General features: G+C 61.3%; 15 protein-coding genes. 8 read left to right on the top strand and 7 right to left on the bottom strand.

What is annotated here, in order from left to right; genetic code table 11:
• Window positions 1–71: 71 nt before the first annotated feature.
• Both ACILSQ_RS07125 and ACILSQ_RS07120 read left to right on the top strand, forming a co-directional pair.
• Complete coding sequence (locus tag ACILSQ_RS07125) at window positions 72–815, top strand: platelet-activating factor acetylhydrolase IB subunit (RefSeq protein ID WP_395742899.1); 744 nt, start codon at window positions 72–74, stop codon at window positions 813–815.
• Between the two features lie 31 nt (window positions 816–846).
• On the top strand, window positions 847–3,330 hold the full coding sequence (locus ACILSQ_RS07120) for a c-type cytochrome (protein ID WP_395742898.1): 2,484 nt from the start codon (window positions 847–849) through the stop codon (window positions 3,328–3,330).
• Between the two features lie 71 nt (window positions 3,331–3,401).
• Here the strand turns inward: ACILSQ_RS07120 and ACILSQ_RS07115 are convergent, their stop codons facing one another.
• The gene (locus tag ACILSQ_RS07115) at window positions 3,402–3,656 is read right to left on the bottom strand and encodes a hypothetical protein (RefSeq protein ID WP_395742897.1); all 255 of its coding nucleotides are present in this window, start codon (window positions 3,654–3,656) and stop codon (window positions 3,402–3,404) included.
• Window positions 3,657–3,750: 94 nt separating this feature from the next.
• Window positions 3,751–5,019 carry a Gfo/Idh/MocA family protein gene (locus ACILSQ_RS07110; protein ID WP_395742896.1) on the bottom strand — a complete coding sequence of 423 codons (1,269 nt, stop codon included), beginning with the start codon at window positions 5,017–5,019 and terminating at the stop codon, window positions 3,751–3,753.
• A 129-nt stretch (window positions 5,020–5,148) separates the two neighbouring features.
• Between ACILSQ_RS07110 and ACILSQ_RS07105 the strand changes: the two genes are divergently transcribed.
• Window positions 5,149–6,309 (top strand): C2 family cysteine protease, encoded by a 1,161-nt coding sequence (locus ACILSQ_RS07105; RefSeq protein ID WP_395742895.1) that lies wholly within the window; start codon window positions 5,149–5,151, stop codon window positions 6,307–6,309.
• Window positions 6,310–6,390: 81 nt separating this feature from the next.
• On the opposite strand, the gene rplQ is transcribed toward ACILSQ_RS07105, so the two are convergent.
• The 3 genes from rplQ to ACILSQ_RS07090 form a co-directional block, all read right to left on the bottom strand.
• Window positions 6,391–6,885, bottom strand: a complete 495-nt coding sequence (gene rplQ, locus ACILSQ_RS07100; RefSeq protein ID WP_395742894.1) for a 50S ribosomal protein L17 — start codon at window positions 6,883–6,885, stop codon at window positions 6,391–6,393.
• 48 nt (window positions 6,886–6,933) lie between these two features.
• Window positions 6,934–8,055, bottom strand: a complete 1,122-nt coding sequence (locus tag ACILSQ_RS07095) for a DNA-directed RNA polymerase subunit alpha (protein WP_395742893.1) — start codon at window positions 8,053–8,055, stop codon at window positions 6,934–6,936.
• A gap of 358 nt (window positions 8,056–8,413) precedes the next feature.
• Window positions 8,414–9,730, bottom strand: a complete 1,317-nt coding sequence (locus ACILSQ_RS07090) for a Trx7/PDZ domain-containing (seleno)protein (protein ID WP_395742892.1) — start codon at window positions 9,728–9,730, stop codon at window positions 8,414–8,416.
• A 127-nt stretch (window positions 9,731–9,857) separates the two neighbouring features.
• Here ACILSQ_RS07090 and ACILSQ_RS07085 point away from each other — a divergent pair, with 127 nt between their 5' ends.
• Genes ACILSQ_RS07085 through ACILSQ_RS07065 form a run of 5 tightly spaced genes read left to right on the top strand, consistent with a single transcriptional unit; the run spans window position 9,858 to window position 14,855 of the window.
• Entirely contained in the window at window positions 9,858–10,928 is a 1,071-nt protein-coding gene (locus ACILSQ_RS07085) for a zinc ribbon domain-containing protein (protein WP_395742891.1), read from the top strand.
• A gap of 5 nt (window positions 10,929–10,933) precedes the next feature.
• On the top strand, window positions 10,934–12,058 hold the full coding sequence (locus ACILSQ_RS07080) for a sugar ABC transporter permease (protein WP_395742890.1): 1,125 nt from the start codon (window positions 10,934–10,936) through the stop codon (window positions 12,056–12,058).
• Between the two features lie 5 nt (window positions 12,059–12,063).
• The gene (locus ACILSQ_RS07075; protein ID WP_395742889.1) at window positions 12,064–12,951 is read left to right on the top strand and encodes a uracil-DNA glycosylase; all 888 of its coding nucleotides are present in this window, start codon (window positions 12,064–12,066) and stop codon (window positions 12,949–12,951) included.
• 15 nt (window positions 12,952–12,966) lie between these two features.
• Window positions 12,967–13,593 carry a hypothetical protein gene (locus tag ACILSQ_RS07070; protein ID WP_395742888.1) on the top strand — a complete coding sequence of 209 codons (627 nt, stop codon included), beginning with the start codon at window positions 12,967–12,969 and terminating at the stop codon, window positions 13,591–13,593.
• Between the two features lie 41 nt (window positions 13,594–13,634).
• Window positions 13,635–14,855 carry a molybdopterin-dependent oxidoreductase gene (locus tag ACILSQ_RS07065; protein ID WP_395742887.1) on the top strand — a complete coding sequence of 407 codons (1,221 nt, stop codon included), beginning with the start codon at window positions 13,635–13,637 and terminating at the stop codon, window positions 14,853–14,855.
• A gap of 5 nt (window positions 14,856–14,860) precedes the next feature.
• On the opposite strand, the gene ACILSQ_RS07060 is transcribed toward ACILSQ_RS07065, so the two are convergent.
• Window positions 14,861–17,044, bottom strand: a complete 2,184-nt coding sequence (locus ACILSQ_RS07060) for a response regulator (protein ID WP_395742886.1) — start codon at window positions 17,042–17,044, stop codon at window positions 14,861–14,863.
• Between the two features lie 10 nt (window positions 17,045–17,054).
• Window positions 17,055–19,457, bottom strand: a complete 2,403-nt coding sequence (locus tag ACILSQ_RS07055) for an ATP-binding protein (protein ID WP_395742885.1) — start codon at window positions 19,455–19,457, stop codon at window positions 17,055–17,057.
• Window positions 19,458–19,505: the final 48 nt, after the last annotated feature.

Genomic DNA, 19,505 nt, shown 5'->3' with positions numbered 1-19,505 from the left:
CTTCGGTCGTCTGTCTCGATTCTCTCGGCTCGACATTCTGCATTCGTCATTCAGATTTCATGTCTCTGACCATGAAATCCTGTACTCTTCTTCTCGCCTCCCTGTGTGTCGCCATTTCCGGCTTTGCTGAAACGGCCAAGAATCTGGCCATCGATCCCAAGCCGCGTGAGGGCGGGTGGGTGAAGGCTCACGAAAGCTTCAACGAAATCTCCAAGAAGGGTGAGGCGCAGCTGGTGTTTCTGGGGGACTCGATCACCGCAGGCTGGGCGAAAAATGGCAAGGAAGTGTGGGATAAAACATGGGCGCCGCTGAAGGCGGCGAACTTCGGCATCGGCGGGGACCGCACGGAGCATGTGATCTGGCGGCTGCAAAACGGCAACTTTGACGGGCTGAAGCCGAAGCTGGTGGTGCTCATGATCGGCACGAACAACACGGGACATCAAAGCCGGCCTGCAGCCGAGCACGGCGGTGTGCCGTATGCGAGCAGCGCCGAACAGACCGCCGAGGGGGTGAAGATGATCCTGGACATCCTGGGCAAGAAGCTGCCGGAGACGAAAGTGCTGCTGCTGGGAATCTTCCCACGAGGCGCGACCAAGGAGGACGCCATGCGCAAGCAGAACGTGGCCACGAACAACCTCATCTCCGGTTTTGCGGACAACAAACGCGTCTTCTACATGGACATCGGCAACACCTTCCTGCAACCCGATGGCACCCTGCCGAAGGAGATCATGCCCGACCTCCTGCACCTCAGCCCGCAGGGCTACCAGATGTGGGCCGACGCCATCGAAGGCAAGGTGAAGGAACTCATGAAGTAAGCCATCAGCATCCGCCTTTCATTCTGCTCCCATGAAAAACGTTCTCGTTCCTCTTCTCATCGCGACTTCATCGTTCGCGCAACTGGCCGACCACGCCACACCGGCGGACAAGGTCAAAATCGCCAAAGGCTTCAAGGTGGAGCTGCTGTACTCCGTGCCGAAGGAGCAGGAGGGATCCTGGGTGTCCATGACGCAGGATGACAAAGGGCGGCTGATTTGCAGCGACCAGTATGGGGCGCTGTATCGCATCACCCCGCCGGCGCTGGCGGGCAGCCCGGGTGAGACCAAGGTGGAGAAGCTCAGCATCGACTTTGGACATTGCCAGGGGCTGCTGTACCATGCGGGGGCGCTGTATGGCGTGGTGAATGATGATGCGTATCAGGGGCGCGGCCTCTACCGCTGCAAGGACACCAATGGCGATGATCAGTTCGACACGGTGGAGCTGCTGCGCTCCTTCCCTGGCAAGGCGGGCGAGCACGGGCCGCATGGTGTGATCGCCTCGCAAGATGGCAAAAGCCTGTATGTGATGTGCGGCAATCAGACACCCGAGCCCAGTTGCGAAACGAGCCTGGTGCCACGGCACTGGTCGGAGGACCAGCTTTACCCCATGCTGCTGGGCCGCGGCTTCATGCGCGATGTGCTGGCCCCGGGAGGCTGGCTGGCGCGTACGGATCTGGACGGCAAAAAGTGGGAGCTGGTGAACACCGGCACCCGCAACACCTATGACATCGCCATGAGCCGTAGTGGCGCCATTTTTGGCTTTGATGCCGACATGGAGTGGGACACCGGGATGCCCTGGTACCGCCCCACCCGTGTGTGCTTCATGCAGAGCGGCGGGGAGTTTGGCTGGCGCACCTGCAGCAAGAAATGGCCCGTGCGCTGGGAGGACAGCCTGCCGCCCGTGGTGGACATCGGCCCCGGCTCGCCCACAGGCGTGGCCTTTGGCTACGGGGCGAAGTTCCCGGCCAAGTACCAGGAGGCGCTGTACATCTGCGACTGGAGCTATGGAAAAATGTACGCGGTGCATCTCTCGCCGAATGGCGGTGGCTACACCGGCACCGCCGAGGAGTTTATGAGCGCTTCTCCGCTGCCGCTGACGGACATTGAGGTGTCGAAGAAAGATGGCGCGATGTATGTGAGCGTGGGCGGACGCAAGGTGCAGTCAGGACTTTATCGTGTGACTTATACCGGTGGTGAAAGTGTGAGTTCCAATTTGCCCATGCTCAAGGCTGATTCAAAATCAATCCTGCTCAACAACTGCCAGTTGTTCCACGGCAAACAAGATCCCAAGGCCATTGAGTATTGCTGGCCTGCTCTGGGAAATACAGACCGCAATGTGCGCTTCGCCGCCCGGATCGCGGTGGAGCATCAGCCTGTCGCTTCATGGAAAGACAAGGCGCTCAATGAAACCAATCCGCGTGTGGCTTTGACCGCACTCATGGCGCTGGCACGCAGCAGCGGGGGAGACAAAGCTTTGCAGCAGCCGCTTCTGGCCGCGCTGAACAAGATCGACATGAAGGCGCTCAAGGGCATCGACCGCGTGACGCTGGTCCGTGATTACATGCTGGCTTTCACGCGGATGGGCGAGCCGGATGCCGCCACGAAAGAGTCGCTCATCAAGCATCTCTCGCCGCTGTTTCCCACGAACGACCAGGCGCTGAACCGGGACCTGTGCGAAGTGCTGGTGTATCTGGGAGACAGCAGCATCGTGGCCAAAGCCGAGCCGCTGGTGAATGGCTCGCCGACTCAGGAGGAGCAGATCGACTATGCGCGGATTCTGCGGTTTGCGAAGACCGGGTGGACGAAGGAGCTGCGGGCTGATTACTTCCGCTGGTTCCTGCGCGCCGCGAACTACAAAGGAGGCGCCTCGTTTGATTTGTTCATTGGAGAGATCAAGCAGAACGCGCTCTCCACAATGACGGAGGAGGAGAAGCTGGCCATCAAGGATGTGCTGGATGCCAAGCCGGAGATCAAGGCGCCGTCGTTTACGGTGAAACCGATGCAGTTTGTGAAAGCGTGGACCCTGGAGGAGCTGAGCAAATCGCTGGGGGTGGGCCTGGAGGGGAACCGCAACTTTGCCAACGGGCGCAACATGTTTGGTGCCGCCACCTGCTTTGCCTGCCACCGCTTCAACAATGAAGGCGGTGCGGTGGGGCCTGACCTGACCAGCGTGGCCGGGAAATACAGCCCGCGGGATCTGCTGGAGCACATCCTCAATCCCAGCAAGGAGATCAGCGACCAGTATGGCAGCACGGTTTTCACGCTTCAGGATGGCAGCACGGTCATCGGCCGCATCGCCAACATGAAGGGCGACACCATGATGGTCTGCACCAACATGATGGATCCGAACAACTTCACCAATGTGGATGCAAAGAAGGTCGTGAAGACTGAAGAGAGCAAGATCAGCATGATGCCGCCCGGCCTGCTCTTCATGCTCAAGGAAGACGACATTCTGGACCTGATGGCCTATCTGCTGAGCAAGGGCAATCCGGATGATCCGATGTTCGTGAAGTAACTTGTGCCGCAAAAAGAAAGGCCCCGGTTCTCGCGAACCGGGGCCTTCATCTTTAAAGAGGGTGAGGAAACTTACTTGGCCTTCTTGTCAGCAGAGGCCTCGCCCTTCTGCTTGGCCCAGCGGCGGCGTTGGGCATCGGCGATCGCCTTGCGGGCGGCGGCGGACATGACGCGCTTCTTCCGGGCGGGCTTTTCAGCAGCCGAAGAAGAGGAGGAGGCGGAGGCCTTGGCGGAGCCGCCAAGAAGCTTTGCAAGCTCGTCCTGCATGGCTTCGATTTTTTCCTGAAGTGCAGCGGCGCGGCGCAGTTGGGATGAGGATAGGGTCATTTTTGTTTATGTTGTTGGATTACAACGCCTTGTTTATGGAAGGCCTAGTCTAAAGTCAAGCATTTAACTTAAGGCCACCGGGCGGAATAAACATCTACAAAGCCTTGTTGTAGATGTTTTGGAATACTTCAGGGGAGTTGGGATCAATGATGGTGATGCCGTCTTTCCCAAAGCGTGCGGTCACGGTCGCGCCCTTGCCTTCCTGCATGTACTTCCAGTTAAGATCACGCACGCGGGCGGCGGCATCCACGATGGCGCAGGTGATGCGGGCTTCCTCCGCCGTGGGATAGAGTTCCGCCACAGCGTCGCGGGACTCTTTGGCAAACTTGACGCGGCACACGGCGACAAGTCCTACCGTGAGACTATCCACTCCGTAGCCGATGTAACCTTTGCTGCCGTCCGGCCGCGTAACTTCGCGGGTAAAGTGGTTGTTGCTGGTGCGGGAGCCTCCGCCCTGGTTCCACCAGCGGAAGCCGCGGTACTGCTGGTCGCTTTCCACCTTGCCGTCCGCACCGACGATTTCATGGCCTTGATTCACCGGACCTTCGAAGTCGGCGGGGGTGACCCAGTTGTTGTGGAAGTTGATGGACATGCCGTTGTCAAAGTCCACGCGCACCTGCACGGCGTCGAAGGCATTGATGCCGTCGCGCACCAGGCGTTTCTTCTGGCCCACAGCGGTCAGGGAAACGGGCTTGCTATGGTAGTAGCTCCAGATGAGGTCTGTCCAATGCGGGCCCACATAGCTGAAGGGGTCGCTGCTTTCCACCCACTTGAAGGTGCTGGTGCTGACTTCGAGGGGTTCTTCCAAATAGGCGGTGCCGTAGAGCGGCGCGCCGATGCGGTTCTGGATGTCATCGCGAATGCGCAGGTGGTCGGGGTCGTAGCGCTTGTGCATGTCCACGGCGACGATGAGGTTGTTTGCCTTCGCGGCGGCGATGATTTCGTCCGACTCTTGAATGGAGAGGCACATGGGCTTCTCGGTCAATACGTGGACTCCTTTGGCGAGCGCGGCGAGAATGGGCTGGGTATGGAGATGATCCGGAGTGGCCACGGCCATGACGTCGAGGTCAGGGAAGGCGGCGAGGATGTCGGTCCAGGGTTCATCACCGTGGAAGGCGCGGGGCTCGTGGCCGGTGATGTCCTTGAAGGCGGCGGCGGCCTTTTTTGCGGATTTCTCGCTGCGTGTGGCCACGGCGACGAGGTCAAACTTCACCCCGGCGAGTTCACGGGAGTATTTGTCCAGGCCGACACGGGCGAGCTGGCCGGCGATGCCGAAGCGCTGCAGATCCGCGTAAGCACGCGCGTGAACATCTCCGCCGAACATGCCGGCGCCAACGAGGGCGATCTTGATGGTGGGTTCCATGGTGGCCGGCACGGAACGCGAAGTCCGGCGGCATGCAACTGGTCTGCATGATACACGAATGCCGGGTTCGCATGTTTTGGTGAGCCCGTCATGTTTGAGCGGACGGGTTTTCGTCGTACTTTCGGCGGCATGAAACGGTCCCTCCTTATTGCCGGTCTGACAACCCTCACGTTCCAGGCTTATGCGGCACCTGCTTTTTTGAATGAGGTGGACGCCCATTTCGCGGCGTGGGACAGGGACCATGACAAGGTGCTTTCCAAGGCGGAGATCGATCATGGAGTGGCGTCTCCGAAGTTCAAAGGGCCCGCAGCGGCGGCGATCGCCAGCCTCAGGCGTGCGGTGCACACGAAAGAGTACAAGCTGCCGCCTCTGACGCAGGAGGGCATTCACAAGCTCGTTCCGAAGCCAAAGGACCGCAAAGATGTGCCGGATCTGGAGGAGATGTTTGAGGCGGCGTTGAAGAAGATCGCAAACGGGAACCCTCCGCTGGTGGGGGCCATCCCGCCGAATCTCGAAGACCTGCAGCAGGGAAAGCTGGGGGACTGCTTCTGCCTGGCACCGCTGGGGGCGATGCTGGCAAGCCGGCCCGTGGAGGTGGCGAAGATGTTCGGCAGGACAGGGGACGGCGGTGTGACGGTGACGCTGGGCGGCGGACGTGTGTTGACGGTGCAGCCACCCACGGATGGAGAGCGGGCGCTGATGGCGACCACGGACAACAGCGGCCTGTGGGCGAACTGCTATGAGAAGGCCGTGGGCCAGATGAAAATGAAGAAGGACAACCCGGAGCACACGACGGAACTGAACGTGGTGACCCGCGGAGGCTCAGCGGGCACCATGCTGTCCATCCTGACCGGGCACGAGATCGAACGCGCCTCGTGCGCGCCGTTTCGGGACAAAAAGACCACGGAAGAAACGAAACAAAAGCTGCTGGAGGAAATACGGCGGCAGATGACCACCACGCAAGCCGCGGGGCGGCTGATCTGCGGCGGCACCGCTTCAGGAAAGACCGCTCAGGGACACAAGCCGCCCGGTATTCACGGGCCGCACGCCTACGCGGTGCTCCACTATGATGCGAAGTCGGATGTGGTGACGCTGTGGGACCCGCATGGAGATGAGTACAAACCCGCCGAGGAGCCGGCCGGAATCAAAAACGGCTATGTCCGCAGCCAGGGGCGCATGCAGGTGCCTCTGACGGAGCTGGTGCAGTGGTTTGGGGGCTTCTCCTTTGAGACGACGCAGCCGCTGAAGGACAAGGACGGCTCTCCCCCACCGAAGGAGACGACTCTTTAAAAGCGAAAAGGAAACGAGCCAAAAAAACGCGGGAGTCTTTCGACTCCCGCGTTCGGATGGTTCTCGATGAGAGAGGCCTGCTTATTCAGCGGCGGCTTCTGTCTTCTTGGCGGCGGCCTTCTTTTTGGCAGGAGCCTTTTTCTTGGCCGGAGCGGCTTCCTCAGCGGGAGCGGGCTCGGCGGCGGCTTCCGGCGCAGGGGCGGCGGCAGCCTTTGGCACGTAGGCGTCCACCCACTCGATGTAGGCCATCGGGGCGGAGTCGCTGCGGCGCTGGCCGAGCTTGGTGATGCGGGTGTAGCCACCGACGCGGTCCTTGGAGGCCACGGCGATCTCTTCGAAGAGCTTCTTCACCATGTCTTTGTGACGGAGTGAGGAGAGGGCGGTGCGGCGGGCATGCAGGGTACCGCGCTTGCCGAGGGTGACGAGCTTCTCAGCGTAGGGGCGGAGAGCCTTGGCCTTGGCCAGCGTGGTGCGAATGCGACGATGCTCGATGAGGGAGCAGGTGAGATTCATGAGCAGCGCGTCGCGGTGGTCCTGCTTGCGCTGAAGTTTGACGATTTTTCTTCCGTGTTTCATTGTCCTAAAATTCTAACTAAATGTGTCTTCTGTTACCTGTGATTTTGATTACTCGTCTTCGTCATCTGCGTCAGGCAGGTGGCTGTCCACCAGCTTGCTGAAGTCGAGGGAGTCGGCCTCTTCATCGTCGTCGCCGATCATGCTGCTGCGGGCGAGGAGGGAGACACCGCCAGGGGTGGCCTCAAGCAGCGCAGGATCGAACTTCATGCCGAGAGACAGACCCAGCTCTGCGAGCTTTTCCTTGATCTCGGTGAGGGACTTCTTGCCGAAGTTGCGGTAACGAAGCATTTCGCCTTCGGTCTTCATCGCGAGCTGGCCCACGCTGGTGATGTTGGCGTTGTTCAGGCAGTTGGCGGCACGGACGGAGAGCTCGATCTCGTTGACGCTCATGTTCAGGAGCTTGCGCAGCTCGCTGTTCTCCTCGCTCTGGGCTTCCGGCGCGGCTTCGAACTCGATGGCCTTGTCGTCGTAGTTGACGAAGACGTCGAGGTGGTGGCGAAGGATGGCGGCGGACTGCAGGAGGGCGTCCTGCGGGGTGATGCGGCCGTCCGTCCAGATGTCGAGCACCAGCTTGTCATAGTCGGTGTTCTGACCGACGCGGGTGTTTTCCACAGCGTACTTCACGCGGGTGACGGGGCTGTAGATGGAGTCGATCGGGATGACGCCGATGGGGGTGTCAGGGCGCTTGTTTTCCTCCCAGGTGGAGAAGCCGCGGCCCACGCGCACTTCGAACTCGCACTCAAACTTGGTCTTGCGGTCCAGGGTGCAGATGACGAGGTCCTTGTTGATGACTTCGTAGTGGTTGTCTTCCTTGATGTCGCCGGCGGTCACGGGGCCGTCTTTGTCCACCAGGATGGAAAGCAAGCGGGGCTCCTTGGCGTCGCTGTGGTGCTTGAAGCGGACCTTCTTGAGGTTCAGGATGATCTGAACGACGTCTTCGAGCACGCCGGGAAGAGTGGTGAATTCGTGTTCCGCACCGCGGATTTTCACGGAGGTGATGGAGGCGCCTTCCAGGGAGGACAGGAGCACGCGGCGGAGGGAATTCCCAATCGTGTGGCCGTAACCTTTGTCGAAGGGTTCGGCGATGAACTGGGCGTAGGTTTCGGTTGCCGTGGCCTCGTTTTTCACAAGGCGGCTGGGCATCTCAAATCGAGCAAGACGGACTGACATAGGATATGTACTAACACTAACGGCCGGGTTACCTCCGGGCGAGAATCCTGCACATCTCGAAGAGAGGCAGGCGCGGAGACCAACGGCGAATGGATGACGACTCGCAGGGGGCGGGGAGTATGGAGGCCGATCCCTGGAATGCAAATGGGAATATCCGGGGGTAAAAGGCCGGCCAGGATGTGTCTTTTCCACCTGGCGGACTGCCCGCGTATCCCCAGGCGTTGAAATAGTTGAAATTGGTGAAGTTTTGGCGCTTCAGGCAGCGGAAGTCTCACCGCGTTGAAATGGTTGAAATGCTTTCCGAGGCACGGTGTTCCGGTTCTTACGCGGAAAAACAGCCTGAAATGCCCCTTTCCGGCTACTGCTGCGGCAGTTTCAGCTCCACCCGTTCCTGGCCCCGCAGCACCACGGCGGGGATCTTTTCTCCAGGAAGGTGGTGCAGGAGGAGACCGCCGATGAGGGCGCTTTCCGTGACGCGCTGCTTCAGGTCGCCGATCTGGATGATGATGTCGTCCTTTTTAAAGCCCTCTTTCTTGGCGGCGGCGTGCTGGCCAAACTCGCCCACATGGAAGATGCGCAGGGCCATCTGGCTCTTGTCCAGGCCGAGGGAGGCGCGCTCTTCATCGGGGATGTCGTCGATTTTCATGCCGCCAAAGGCCATGGCGCGCATGGGCCAGGTGCCCACGCGCTTGCCGATGTCCGAGCTCAGGCGCCAGCCGGCGGGAAGATCCAGGGTGACAGCCGTTTCCTGGCCGCCGCGCAGGAGGGTGGCGGGAAGGGTGCCGGTGTCTGGCGAGCGATGCAGCACCCAGCTCACGTCCGCGATGGAGACGAGGGGCTGCTGATTGAGCGAAGAAAAGCTGTCGCCGCTCTGGATTCCCGCCTTGGCCGCGGGTGAACCGGCGGCGACGGCCTCGACTTTGGCGATGTCATCGGTGGCAAGGGTGATGCCGAGGGTCTCGATGGAGGGCTGCGGGTAGATCCACTCCACAGGCACGGGCTTGCTCTGGCTGCGGTAGTAGGCGCGGAAGGCGTCCCCCACCATGTGACAGTGGACGCAGCTGGCCACGACCTTGCCGTTCCAGTCGAGCTTGCTCTGGTATTTGCCGGCGAGCGCGGGGAATTCGATGGGCGTGTGGTAGGGGGTGGGTCCGCCCTGCTTGCCGCTGAGCGCGGCGCGGTTGGCCGGGTAGCCTTGGTGAATGGCGAGGCCTGCCTCCAGCGCTTTTTTGAAGCTGGCCGTGGTCTTGTTCAGCGGGTCTTTTTGATGCACCCAGGAGCCAAAGCGGCCGTAGATGGTGCCGTCCCCATTGAAGAGGATGGCGGAGAAGGAGAGATCGTAGTCAAATTGGAAGCGGGAGAGGTCCAGGGCGTTGGCATTGATGACACGCACGCACACGAACTGGTCGAGCAGGGGGACGAGCTCCGGCTCCGCAAGGACGCTGGCGTCGATGCCGGCGCAGGACATGCAGGGGAGGCAGCGCAGCACCACGAGCAGAGGCTTGCCGGTGGTCTTCGCCAGGCGGAAGCCGCCATCGATGTCATTCCAGTTCCAGCGGGGGTCGTTTTCCATTTTTGCCTTGTCGCCACGAACGGCGCCCTCACGGTCTTTGACGGTCGCGGCCGGGGCGGAGGCGATCAGGAAAAGAAACGCGAGCAGCGGGAGGTGCTTCATGGCCGCATTCTGCGAAGTGAGAGGGGGACATGGCAAGCCAGGATTTTTTTTCGCCCGGTTTTTGGAATGGACAGGCTTCGGTTTTCTCCGGTTAATCGGGCCAGCTTCCACTCACCCACGCGCTTTTATGTCTGAAGTCACAGCCATTTCCAAATATGCCTGCCCGGCCTGCGGCGCTGAAGCCGTGTGGACGCCTGCCAAAAAGGCGCTGGTCTGCCCCTACTGCGGCACGGTGTCCCCCGCGGAGCTCAAATCTGACGGCGCTCTGGTGGAGGAGAGCGACCTGGTGGCGATGCTGCGCGCCATTCCTGACGACCAGCGTGGCTGGGCCGCGGCGCGCAAGACCGTGAAGTGCCAGAGCTGCAACGCCATCTCCGTCTTTGATGAAAAGCGAGTGGCGCAGAACTGCGACTTCTGCGGATCGCCTGCGATCATTGCGATGGATGACGTCGGCGCGCCTATCCGGCCGGGGAGCCAGCTTCCCTTCAAGGTTTCCCAAAGCCAGGTGCGGGAGGACATCCGCCGCTGGTACGGAAGCCATTTCTGGGCGCCGAGCGCCCTAGGCCAGAAAGCCATGACAGACACGCTGCACGGCATGTACCTGCCTTTCTGGACCTTTGACGCGCATGCGGAATGCCCCTGGGAGGCGGAGGCTGGGTATCACTATTATACGACAGACGACAAGGGAAACCGCACGCAGCACACCCGCTGGGAATACGCCTCAGGGCATGTGAGCAAGGACTTTGACGATGTGCTGGTGCCCGCCTCCAAGGGCGTGCGGCCGGCGCTGCTGGAAAAGCTGCAGCCCTTTCCCACCACCACGGATCTGCTGCCGTATGACCCGGGTTACCTCTCCGGCTGGGTGGTGGAGCAGTACCAGATCGACCTGGTGCAGGCGGCGGAGAACTCGCGCAAGCGCATGGACAACGCGCTGCGCCGCGAGTGCGACTCGCAGATCCCCGGAGACACCAGCCGCAATCTGCAGATTTTCCCCGTGTACAGCGGGCAGACCTTCAAGCACGTGCTGCTTCCCGTGTGGCTGCTGACCTACACCTACGGCACGAAGACGTATCAAGTCACCGTGAATGGCGCCACGGGCAAGATAGGCGGCGAGTATCCGCTGAGCTGGGTGAAGATCACCATCGCGATTGTGATCGTGCTGATCATCCTCGGCATCTTTTTTGCAGCCCAGAAGTAAGCCGCGTGAACCTGCGCTTTCGAGAACTGCCCATCGCCATCGCGCTGCTCGCGATCTGCGCATTCTTTGCCATGAGGGAGCCGGCGTTTCTTGGCGCGCGCAATCTTTCGATGCTCGCCACGGAGCTGTCCATCACCGCCACGCTGGCCATGGGCATGCTGCTCATTTTGCTGCCGGGGCACATTGACCTTTCCGCGGGCAGCGGCGTGGGCTTGCTGGGCGGCATCGCCAGTGTGCTGGTGTTTCATCATCACCTGCCGGCGCCCGCCGCGCTGGGGGTGGGATTTGTCTGCGGCGTGGTGATCTGGATGGCGATGGGCGCCTTCATCGTGTGCGAGCGCATGCCTTCCTTCATTGTGACGCTCGGAGCGCTGTTGATTTTCAAAGGGGCGTTTTGGCGTGTCATTGACAATGCCACCGTGCCCGTGGCTCCCGGTGGGCAGAGCAATCTGTATTCGCTGCTCACCACCTATTATCTTCCAGCGCCGTGGGGCTGGCTGCTGGCCGCGCTGCTGGTGCTCGCGCTGATCCTCACCACACTGGGCGCGCGCAAGCGCCGCATGGAGCATGGCTTTGCGGTGGACAGCAAGGAGATGGCGTTTCTGCGCCTGTTCATCGCAGCGCAGGCCATCGCCCTGTTTGTGCTGGTGACGGGGCAGTTTCGCGGCATTCCGCTGCCCTCGCTCATTCTCGGAGGCGTCACGCTGATCGTGTATGCGGTCACGCAGCACACGGCGCTGGGGCGGCATTTGTATGCCATCGGCGGCAGCACGGAGGCGGCGTTGGTTTCGGGCGTGCCGATGAGGCGCACGGTCATCGCCGCCTACAGCGGCATGGGAGCCATCGTGGCCATCACTGGCTTCATGCAGACGGCCTATGCGGGCTCCTCCACGACCACGGTGGGAGATTTGATGGAGCTCGACGCCGTGGCCGCCTGCGTGATCGGCGGTGTGAGCCTGCGCGGCGGGCGTGGGACGGTGCTGGGCGTGCTGCTGGGCGCCCTCCTCATCGCCTGCCTGCTGAATGGCATGACGCTGATGTCTGTGCAGACGGAGCAGAAATTCATCGCCCGCGGGGTGGTGCTGATTCTCGCTGTTTGGATGGACATGCGGCTCAGCCGGAGGCAATAATTCGCATGTCCGCCGCCAAGGAACTCCTCAAACAGCACCTGCAGCAGCGTCAGTTGCAGGGCAAAACGCATATCGCGCTGCGGCCTGATGCGCTGGCGAAGTTGAGCGGGCATGAGCCTGCGCCGGTGCTGCGTGCTGCTCCTGTTCCTGCCGCAGAACCGCGAAGGTCCGCAGTGCTGGCGTCCGCACCGGCGCCGCGTGTCGTTGCCGAAGCCCCGCCGGCTGAAACCAGGAAGGCCGGTTTGATCGAGGTCGCTGGCAGCACGGTGGAAGAAAAGCTGGAGGCACTGCGCGCGATGGCGGAGACCTGGGAGCCTGCGCTGGCCATGAACAGCCTGCGCAAGACGATGGTCTTTGCGGTGGGCAATCCCCATGCCAGCCTGATGTTTGTGGGCGAAGCCCCGGGAGCTGAGGAGGAGAAGCTGCGGGAACCTTTCGTGGGGCCCGCGGGCCAGAAGCTCACCGCCATCATCAAGGCGATGGGCCTGGACCGGCCGCAGGTGTACATCAGCAACATCTGCAAATTCCGCCCCGCGATGGACAACCAAGGGAGCGGCAATCGCAAACCCGAGCCTGCGGAGATGAAGGCCTGCCTGCCGTTTGTACTGACGGAGATCGATCTCATCAAGCCCAAGGTCATCGTGGCTCTCGGCGCCACGGCGGCTGAAGGGCTGGGCATTCCTGGCAGCGTGGGCAGCCTGCGCGGAAAGTTTCACAGCACCAGCGGCATCCCGACCATGGTCACCTATCATCCCTCCTACCTGCTGCGGGAGGAAAAAATGGGCGATGGCATCCGGGCGAAACGCGCCGTGTGGGAGGACATGCTCAAGGTGATGGAAAAGCTGGGGCTGCCCATCAGTGGCAAGCAGCGTGGCTATTTTCAGGCGAAGTAAACTCATCCGCATTCTATGAACAAGCATCTTGTCCTCCTGCTGGCCTCGGGGCTGTTTTTCGCGCTGGTCTGGCTGAACTGGCGGCCGACCGTGAAACAGCCTGCGGCAGTGTCCGAGAAACCAGCCCCCGTGCAGGCTGCCGCTCCCGCTCCAGCCGCCGCGGTAGAGGCGGTTTCCTCGGAAGAGAAGCCGGAGCCCAAACACTACCGGCCCAAGCCAGTATCTGAAGCTGTGAGGCGAAAGGTGGATGCCTTCATCCTCCGCTACAAAGACGCCTCTCCGGAGGCGCTGACCAACAGCGAGGAACTGGCACCCTACATGAAAAACTTTGAACGGGTATTCGAAACGCCCGAGTTTCAAAGTGAGATGGAGAAGCGCATGGACGCCATCAAAGCCGCCAGGGGAATGGAGCATGGCATGCTGTCCATCGGCCCGGGCAAACTCGACGGTCCGGAGAGCCGGGCCTGGCTGGAGGCAATGTTTTCTGATGACGCAGATATGTTGCAGGAGTTCATCCTCAACAAGCTGGACGGTGCCATCTTTGAGTTTGCCTTTGATCCCACTCTGGAAAACGCAGGCAATGGCGTGAAGGTGCAAGGCGCTCCGCCTCCGGCTCCGGCGGCAGACAAGCAGCCAGACTGAAAGCTTGTCTTTCGCAGGCAGTCTGGATTTAAATCACCCGCATGAAAGCCAAAGCATTTTCCCGCCGCGAATTGTTCAAGATCGGTACTGCGGGCGCCGCTGTGCTGGCAGATGCCGGACTGCATGCGGCGGGGAAGAAGGCGGGGCCGGTGTGTGAAGAAGGGGGCTGCTGCCTCACGCCATCGGGTGACTTTTACAATGTGGAGCGCGGCAATCCCCTGCCGTACAAGCTGCCGCTCGAAAAGCAGCGGGAGATCGGCATGGTGCGCGAGACGTGGCAGCTTGAAATCATCGCCGATGCGGGGAGCAACTCGAAGATCGAGCGTCCGATGCTGCGCAGCGATGGCACGGCGCTGACGTTTGAAAAGCTGATGGAGATCGCAAAGACAAAGGCGGTCAGTTATTTGAAGGTGATCACCTGCAACAACCTGGCGGACCCGCTGGGGCATGGGCTGTGGGAAGGAGTGCCGCTGCGCGATGTGCTGTGGCTTTGCGGGCCGGTGGAAAACCTGCGGCATGTCTGGTACCACGGGCACCACAACGAGGACCCGAAGCAGATCTTCAAATGCTACCTGCCGATGAACCGCGTCTTTGAAGACCCGCCCGGCGAACTGCCTGTGATGCTATGCTACAAGCTCAACGGCGAGTTTCTCACGGGCGAGCGAGGCGGGCCGGTGCGCATGATCGTGCCGGAGGCCTATGGTTTCAAATCGGTGAAGTGGCTGCAGCGCATCGGCCTCACCAATGCACACCAGTCCGACGACACCTACGCGAACGGCAACAACGACATCAACTCCTGGCTCAAGACCTTTGCGCGCTTTGGTGATCTGAAGGACAAGCTGGGAGCTCAGGAGGAACTCCTGCTGCATGGCAATGCGCAGGTGGGCATCTCAGGGCTCACGAAAGTGCAGTACTGGGTGCGTGATGTGAACACGCCGCTGCCGGCGAATGATCCCTATTTCTCCAAGGCCCCCTGGCAGGATGCGGAGATCGTGCCTTTTGAGGGCAGCGGCATTGCGGGTTTTAAAGGCGCGCCGCTGCACCCGGTGCAGTTTGATCCCGCGACGCGGAAGCCACGCGAGTGGCCGCTGCGGTACACGCTGTGCCGCTGGGTGGCGAAACCGGTCAAACTTGCGCCGGGCAAATATGAGCTGCGCTGCCGCACGGTGGATGCCAGCGGGAATGCGCAGCCACTGCCGCGACCGTTTCCGAAATCGGGGAAGAACAACCTTCAGAAGGCGCTGCTGGAAGTGGTGGCGTGAGGCGGCTACGCAGGAAGTGCGGGCTCCGCCTGGAGCACGGTGTTCAGGCTCTGGAGGAGGGTGTGCGTGGTGTAAGGCTTGGCGATGAAGTGATTCACGCCCGCGCGGGTGGCTTTGGCCGCATTGCTGCTGGTGCTCAGGCCGCTGGCGGCAATGATGCGGATCTGCGGATCGAGACTCTTCAGCGCCTGGATGGTGGCCGGTCCGTCCATGACGGGCATCATCATGTCTGTGAGAACCACCGCGATCTCGTCCCTGCGGCTGGTGTACATGGCCAGTGCCTCGGAGCCGTCCGCCGCCAGCAGCACCCAGTAGCCAAAGGCCTCCAGGATCTGCTGAACGACCTGCCTTACGTCAGCTTCATCGTCCACCACGAGTACCAGTTCGCCATTGCCGCGCGGCAGTTCCGCGGGAGGGCAGGCTTCCGCCACCGGGGCGGACACAGCCTGTGCCGGCAGATACACCAGAAAGCGGGTGCCTGCGCCAGGGGTGCTGTCCACATGGAGGAAGCCGTGATGACTTTTGATGATTCCCAAAGAGGTGGACAGGCCGAGGCCAGTGCCTTTGCCCAGTTCCTTGGTGGTGAAGAAGGGCTCGAAGATGCGCTCGATCACCTCTGGCGGCATGCCGGTGCCGGTATCCTTCACCTGAATGACCACATACGGGCCGGGATTTCCCTCTCCGTTGAGCCCCACGTATTTCTCATCCATCACCAGGTTGCAGGCGGAGAGCGAAAGCCTGCCGCCGCCGGGCATGGCATCCCGCGCATTGACGCAGAGATTGAGCAGCACCTGGTGGAGCTGGGTGGGGTCTCCCTGGACGGTCCACAAGTCCGCGGGGACATTGCTGCTTACCTGAATGGTTTTGAGGAAGGTCTCATTGGCGATTTTTTCGATCTCCTTCAGCAGGTGGCCGACCTGCACCACCACCTGCTTCCCTTCCAGACCGCTGGCGAAGGTGAGCAACTGCCGGACCATGCCGGCGCCGCGCTTGGCGCTGTTGTCGATGGTGGAGAGCACGGTCATGCCCTTGGGGTCCTTCTCCCGCAGCTTCAGGAGCTCGACGGACATGAGAATGGGGGTCAGCGCGTTGTTAAGGTCATGCGCGATGCCACCCGCCAGGGTGCCGATGCTGTCCATGCGCTGCGCACGGAGGAACTGCTGCTCGAGTTTTTTCTTTTCGGTGATGTCGGTGTTGATGGCGAGGATGCCCTGCGGCTGGCCGGCGGAATTGCGCAGGAGGGTCCAGCGGGCCTCCACCAGAAGCTTGGCACCGGCGCGGGTGACCTGCTTAATCTCGCCCGTCCATTCGCTGGTTTTGATGATGCTGGCGACAGCAGACTCGAACGTGGTGAACTCACGATAAAGCAGCTCCGGGGCGCGGCGGCCGATGACTTCCTCGGCGGTCCAGCCGTAAACTCTCTCCGCGCCTTTGTTCCAGTAGGTGATGCGGTGATCGAGGTCGCTCACGACGATGGCGTCGGTGGTTTTGTCCAGCAGGGCGGCCTGCTCGCGAAAGCGTTTTTCGAGGCGTCCGCGCTCCTCCATTTCATGGCGCAGACTTTCAAAAGACTGGCGTTCCTTTTCACGGCTGCGCACAGCCTCCTCCATCGAAGACTCCAGTTCCTTGGTGCGAAGCTGGACCCGTGCCTCGAGGTCGTTCATGAGCCCTTTGAACTCCTGCTGCAGCCGCCACTTCTCCGTCAGTGCGTTGGCCAGTTGCAGCACCTCCACGGTATCGAAGGGCTTTTTGAGGATGAGCAGCCGGTCACGCGGCTTGATCTGCACCTGCATTTCATTCCATGAATAGTCGGAGTAGGCGGTGCAGATGACGACCTGCAGGTCCGGGCAGATGGCCCAGATCTGCCGAGTGGTTTCGATGCCGTCCCAGCCCGGCGGCATGCGGACATCGACGAAGGCCATGGTGTAGGGGCGCTTTTCCTCCAGGGCCTTCCGGATGAGGTCCAGTCCTTCCTGCCCCTGGGAGGCGGAGTCCACCTCGAACACCTCGCCTGCGGCGCCTGAGGTGGGAGGTGCATCGCCGAAGATGGCAGCCTCGTCCTCCTCGATCCCGCTTGCGTGCGCGGGCACAGTTTCGGGAACGAGAATTTTGCGGAAGTCCTCGTGGATGGCGGGATTGTCATCAATGATCAACAACCGGCGGTTTGCGATTCGGGGGGCGGGCTGCATATGTGTTTGGTTAAGATGGGAGGGCTGCCGGAAGTTCGAGCGTGAAGCTGGCGCCGCGGCCAGGGCCTTCACTGAAGACACTGAGCTGGCCGCCCATTTCCCTGGCCGCATTGGCCGCGCTGTGCAGACCGAAGCCGTGGCCGTCCTTTCGTGTGGTGAAGCCGTGGCCAAAAATGCGCGTCAGGTTTTCCAGGGGAATGCCCACACCATTGTCGATGATGGAAATCCTGACGCGGCCGTCACCATTGGTGGAGCGCATGATCATGCGCTTGTCGGTGCGGCCGGACTCGTCGCAGGCGTATTTGGCGTTGCGGATGAGGTTAACCAGGATTTGGAGGACCTTGTGTTTTTCCACCGGCATCGGCGGCATGGGCGCAAACTCGCGGATGGTTTCGACGCCGTGGCGGTCCAGCGCGCTGGTGTTCATGCGCAGGGCGTCTTCGACAAGATCATTGATCTGCACTGTTTCCACCAGACCCGAGACACGGGCATACGTCTGCTGCATGGAGATGATCTCCTTGACGTGGTCAACGTTCCTGGAGAGCGCGGCGGATTCCTTGAGCAGCTTCTGGTTTTCGGCGTCGAGAAGGTGCGCCAGCTTGATGATGAACGGCGGCACGAGGCGGCCCTGGGGATGGGTGGTGAGGAATGCGGCCAGGTCCGCGCTGTGCTCGCCGAGCAGGCCGGCGATGCGGACGAGGCTGGAGGTCTTTGACTGGCGCAGGATGTCCTGCGTCTGCGATGCGGAGACATTCATGCTGTTGAGCACGTTGCCCACATTGTGCAGGACGCCGGTGGCGACTTCGGCCATGCCCGCCTGTCGGGAGGCGTCCAACAGGAGCTCGTGCATGTTCTTGAGCTCCTCCTCCGCGAGCTTTCGGTCGGTGATGTCCTGCGAAGTGCCAAACACCCTGGCAGCTCCCCTGCCATCCTCAGCCATCACCACTTCACCACGTTTGTGGATCACTTTTTCGCTGCCGTCAGGAAGCACGATGCGGTGCTCAAAACTGAAAGGCTGCCCGTCCTTCAGCGACCGGTTCATTGAGGCCGTCATCATGCCACGATCCTCCGGATGGATGAACTTCAAAATGGTCGCCTGGTTCACCGCCACCTGGCCTGGTTCCAGGCCGTGGATCCGGTAGTTTTCATCCGACCAGACGGCTTTGCCCGTGGCTATGTCCCATTCCCAACTGCCAACGCGGGCGATGATCTGCGCCGTCGCAAGCTGAGCCTGGCTGCGCCTGAGTTCTTTTTCGGTCCGCTTGCGGCCGGCTATTTCGATCTGAAGGCTTTCGTTGGCGGCCTGAAGCTCCTCCGCCTGCCTGCGCAGGGGGCCGCTGATGCTGCGGGTGATGAAGGTGACGAAACCGATGGCGGCGACCAGGGCAAGGGCCGCAACCATCAGGCTGCTGGTGCGGCGGTGCTCGTAATGCTCGATGCGCGTTTGAAGCAGGGTGTCCAGCTCTTCGGACGCGATTCGCCAGAGCTTGAAACTGGCCGCGCGGGCCTTGTCTCCCGCAGCCTCATAGTCTGACGCGGTCACGTCCATTTTTTCCATGCCGACCAGATGGTTCGTCAGGCTGATGAACTGCTCCGTGGCGTCGGCATATTCTTTGAGAGCGGAAGGCACTCTGCCCTGCAGGGTGGCGCTGTGTCCGTAAAAGTTTGCATCTTCATTCAGCGCGGTCTGCAGGCTGCCAATGATCCGGTTCATGTCCGCCTCCTTCAGCAAGGTGGCATGGATGGCCAGCTGCTGTCGTTCGGGATTCGAGGTGGTCTGCCGGTGGAGAACAGCCGACCCAAATGCCAGGACCGCCGCCAGACGATCCTGGGTTTGAGGGAGGCCCAGCAGTGTGACGTCCATCAGGTAGTAGCTGTCCAGGTCAGGGTCGAGGATGAGATTGGACTGGTCGCCTGCGTGAGTGATCATGGTGCGAACGTCCCCCAGCAGATGCAGATGCTGCGCGGCAATGGCCGCCGGCTGAAGCTCACGGAGCCCGGATTTCAGCTCCTCCCACTCTCTGCGGACCGTGTGGGCGCGGCAGTGCTCACGGTGGCGTTTGGCCAGCCCCTCGTCCGTGAACTGGAGGTCATTGCTGAGCCGCGCGTCCACGGCTTCCAATGCATTGAACGCCGCGTCTATTTGAGCCTGTTTCTTTTCGACCTGCTCGCGAACCGACGGATCGCCGGCGCCCGGGGCCTGCGCCAGCATGCTGTGCTGGGGAATCCACTCCAGCAGGTCTTCCAGAGGGCGCTGGTATTCGTTGCCCTTTTTCTCCAGCCGGGCGAACTCGATGTTCGCATTGATGCCCGTGATGAAAAAATAGAGCATCAAGGAATCCGGCATCACAAAAAAGATGCTGATGAGCATCAGCTTCTGAGAGACCTTCAAACTGGCGAACCATTGTTTCATCATTCAGGAGTGGAGAGGTGTTCTCCGGCAGGAGCTGCGGCGGGGGGA

Origin of the sequence: Prosthecobacter sp., assembly GCF_044227185.1 — a bacterium.
GTDB lineage: Bacteria > Verrucomicrobiota > Verrucomicrobiia > Verrucomicrobiales > Verrucomicrobiaceae > Prosthecobacter.
This window is presented reverse-complemented; position numbering and strand designations above follow the sequence as displayed.

Coding starts and splice junctions, on each gene's coding strand:
- ACILSQ_RS07125 (WP_395742899.1), top strand. CDS start 72: ATGAAATCCTGTACTCTTCTTCTCGCCTCCCTGTGTGTCGCCATTTCC.
- ACILSQ_RS07120 (WP_395742898.1), top strand. CDS start 847: ATGAAAAACGTTCTCGTTCCTCTTCTCATCGCGACTTCATCGTTCGCG.
- ACILSQ_RS07115 (WP_395742897.1), bottom strand. CDS start 3,656: ATGACCCTATCCTCATCCCAACTGCGCCGCGCCGCTGCACTTCAGGAA.
- ACILSQ_RS07110 (WP_395742896.1), bottom strand. CDS start 5,019: ATGGAACCCACCATCAAGATCGCCCTCGTTGGCGCCGGCATGTTCGGC.
- ACILSQ_RS07105 (WP_395742895.1), top strand. CDS start 5,149: ATGAAACGGTCCCTCCTTATTGCCGGTCTGACAACCCTCACGTTCCAG.
- rplQ (WP_395742894.1), bottom strand. CDS start 6,885: ATGAAACACGGAAGAAAAATCGTCAAACTTCAGCGCAAGCAGGACCAC.
- ACILSQ_RS07095 (WP_395742893.1), bottom strand. CDS start 8,055: ATGTCAGTCCGTCTTGCTCGATTTGAGATGCCCAGCCGCCTTGTGAAA.
- ACILSQ_RS07090 (WP_395742892.1), bottom strand. CDS start 9,730: ATGAAGCACCTCCCGCTGCTCGCGTTTCTTTTCCTGATCGCCTCCGCC.
- ACILSQ_RS07085 (WP_395742891.1), top strand. CDS start 9,858: ATGTCTGAAGTCACAGCCATTTCCAAATATGCCTGCCCGGCCTGCGGC.
- ACILSQ_RS07075 (WP_395742889.1), top strand. CDS start 12,064: ATGTCCGCCGCCAAGGAACTCCTCAAACAGCACCTGCAGCAGCGTCAG.
- ACILSQ_RS07070 (WP_395742888.1), top strand. CDS start 12,967: ATGAACAAGCATCTTGTCCTCCTGCTGGCCTCGGGGCTGTTTTTCGCG.
- ACILSQ_RS07065 (WP_395742887.1), top strand. CDS start 13,635: ATGAAAGCCAAAGCATTTTCCCGCCGCGAATTGTTCAAGATCGGTACT.
- ACILSQ_RS07060 (WP_395742886.1), bottom strand. CDS start 17,044: ATGCAGCCCGCCCCCCGAATCGCAAACCGCCGGTTGTTGATCATTGAT.
- ACILSQ_RS07055 (WP_395742885.1), bottom strand. CDS start 19,457: ATGAAACAATGGTTCGCCAGTTTGAAGGTCTCTCAGAAGCTGATGCTC.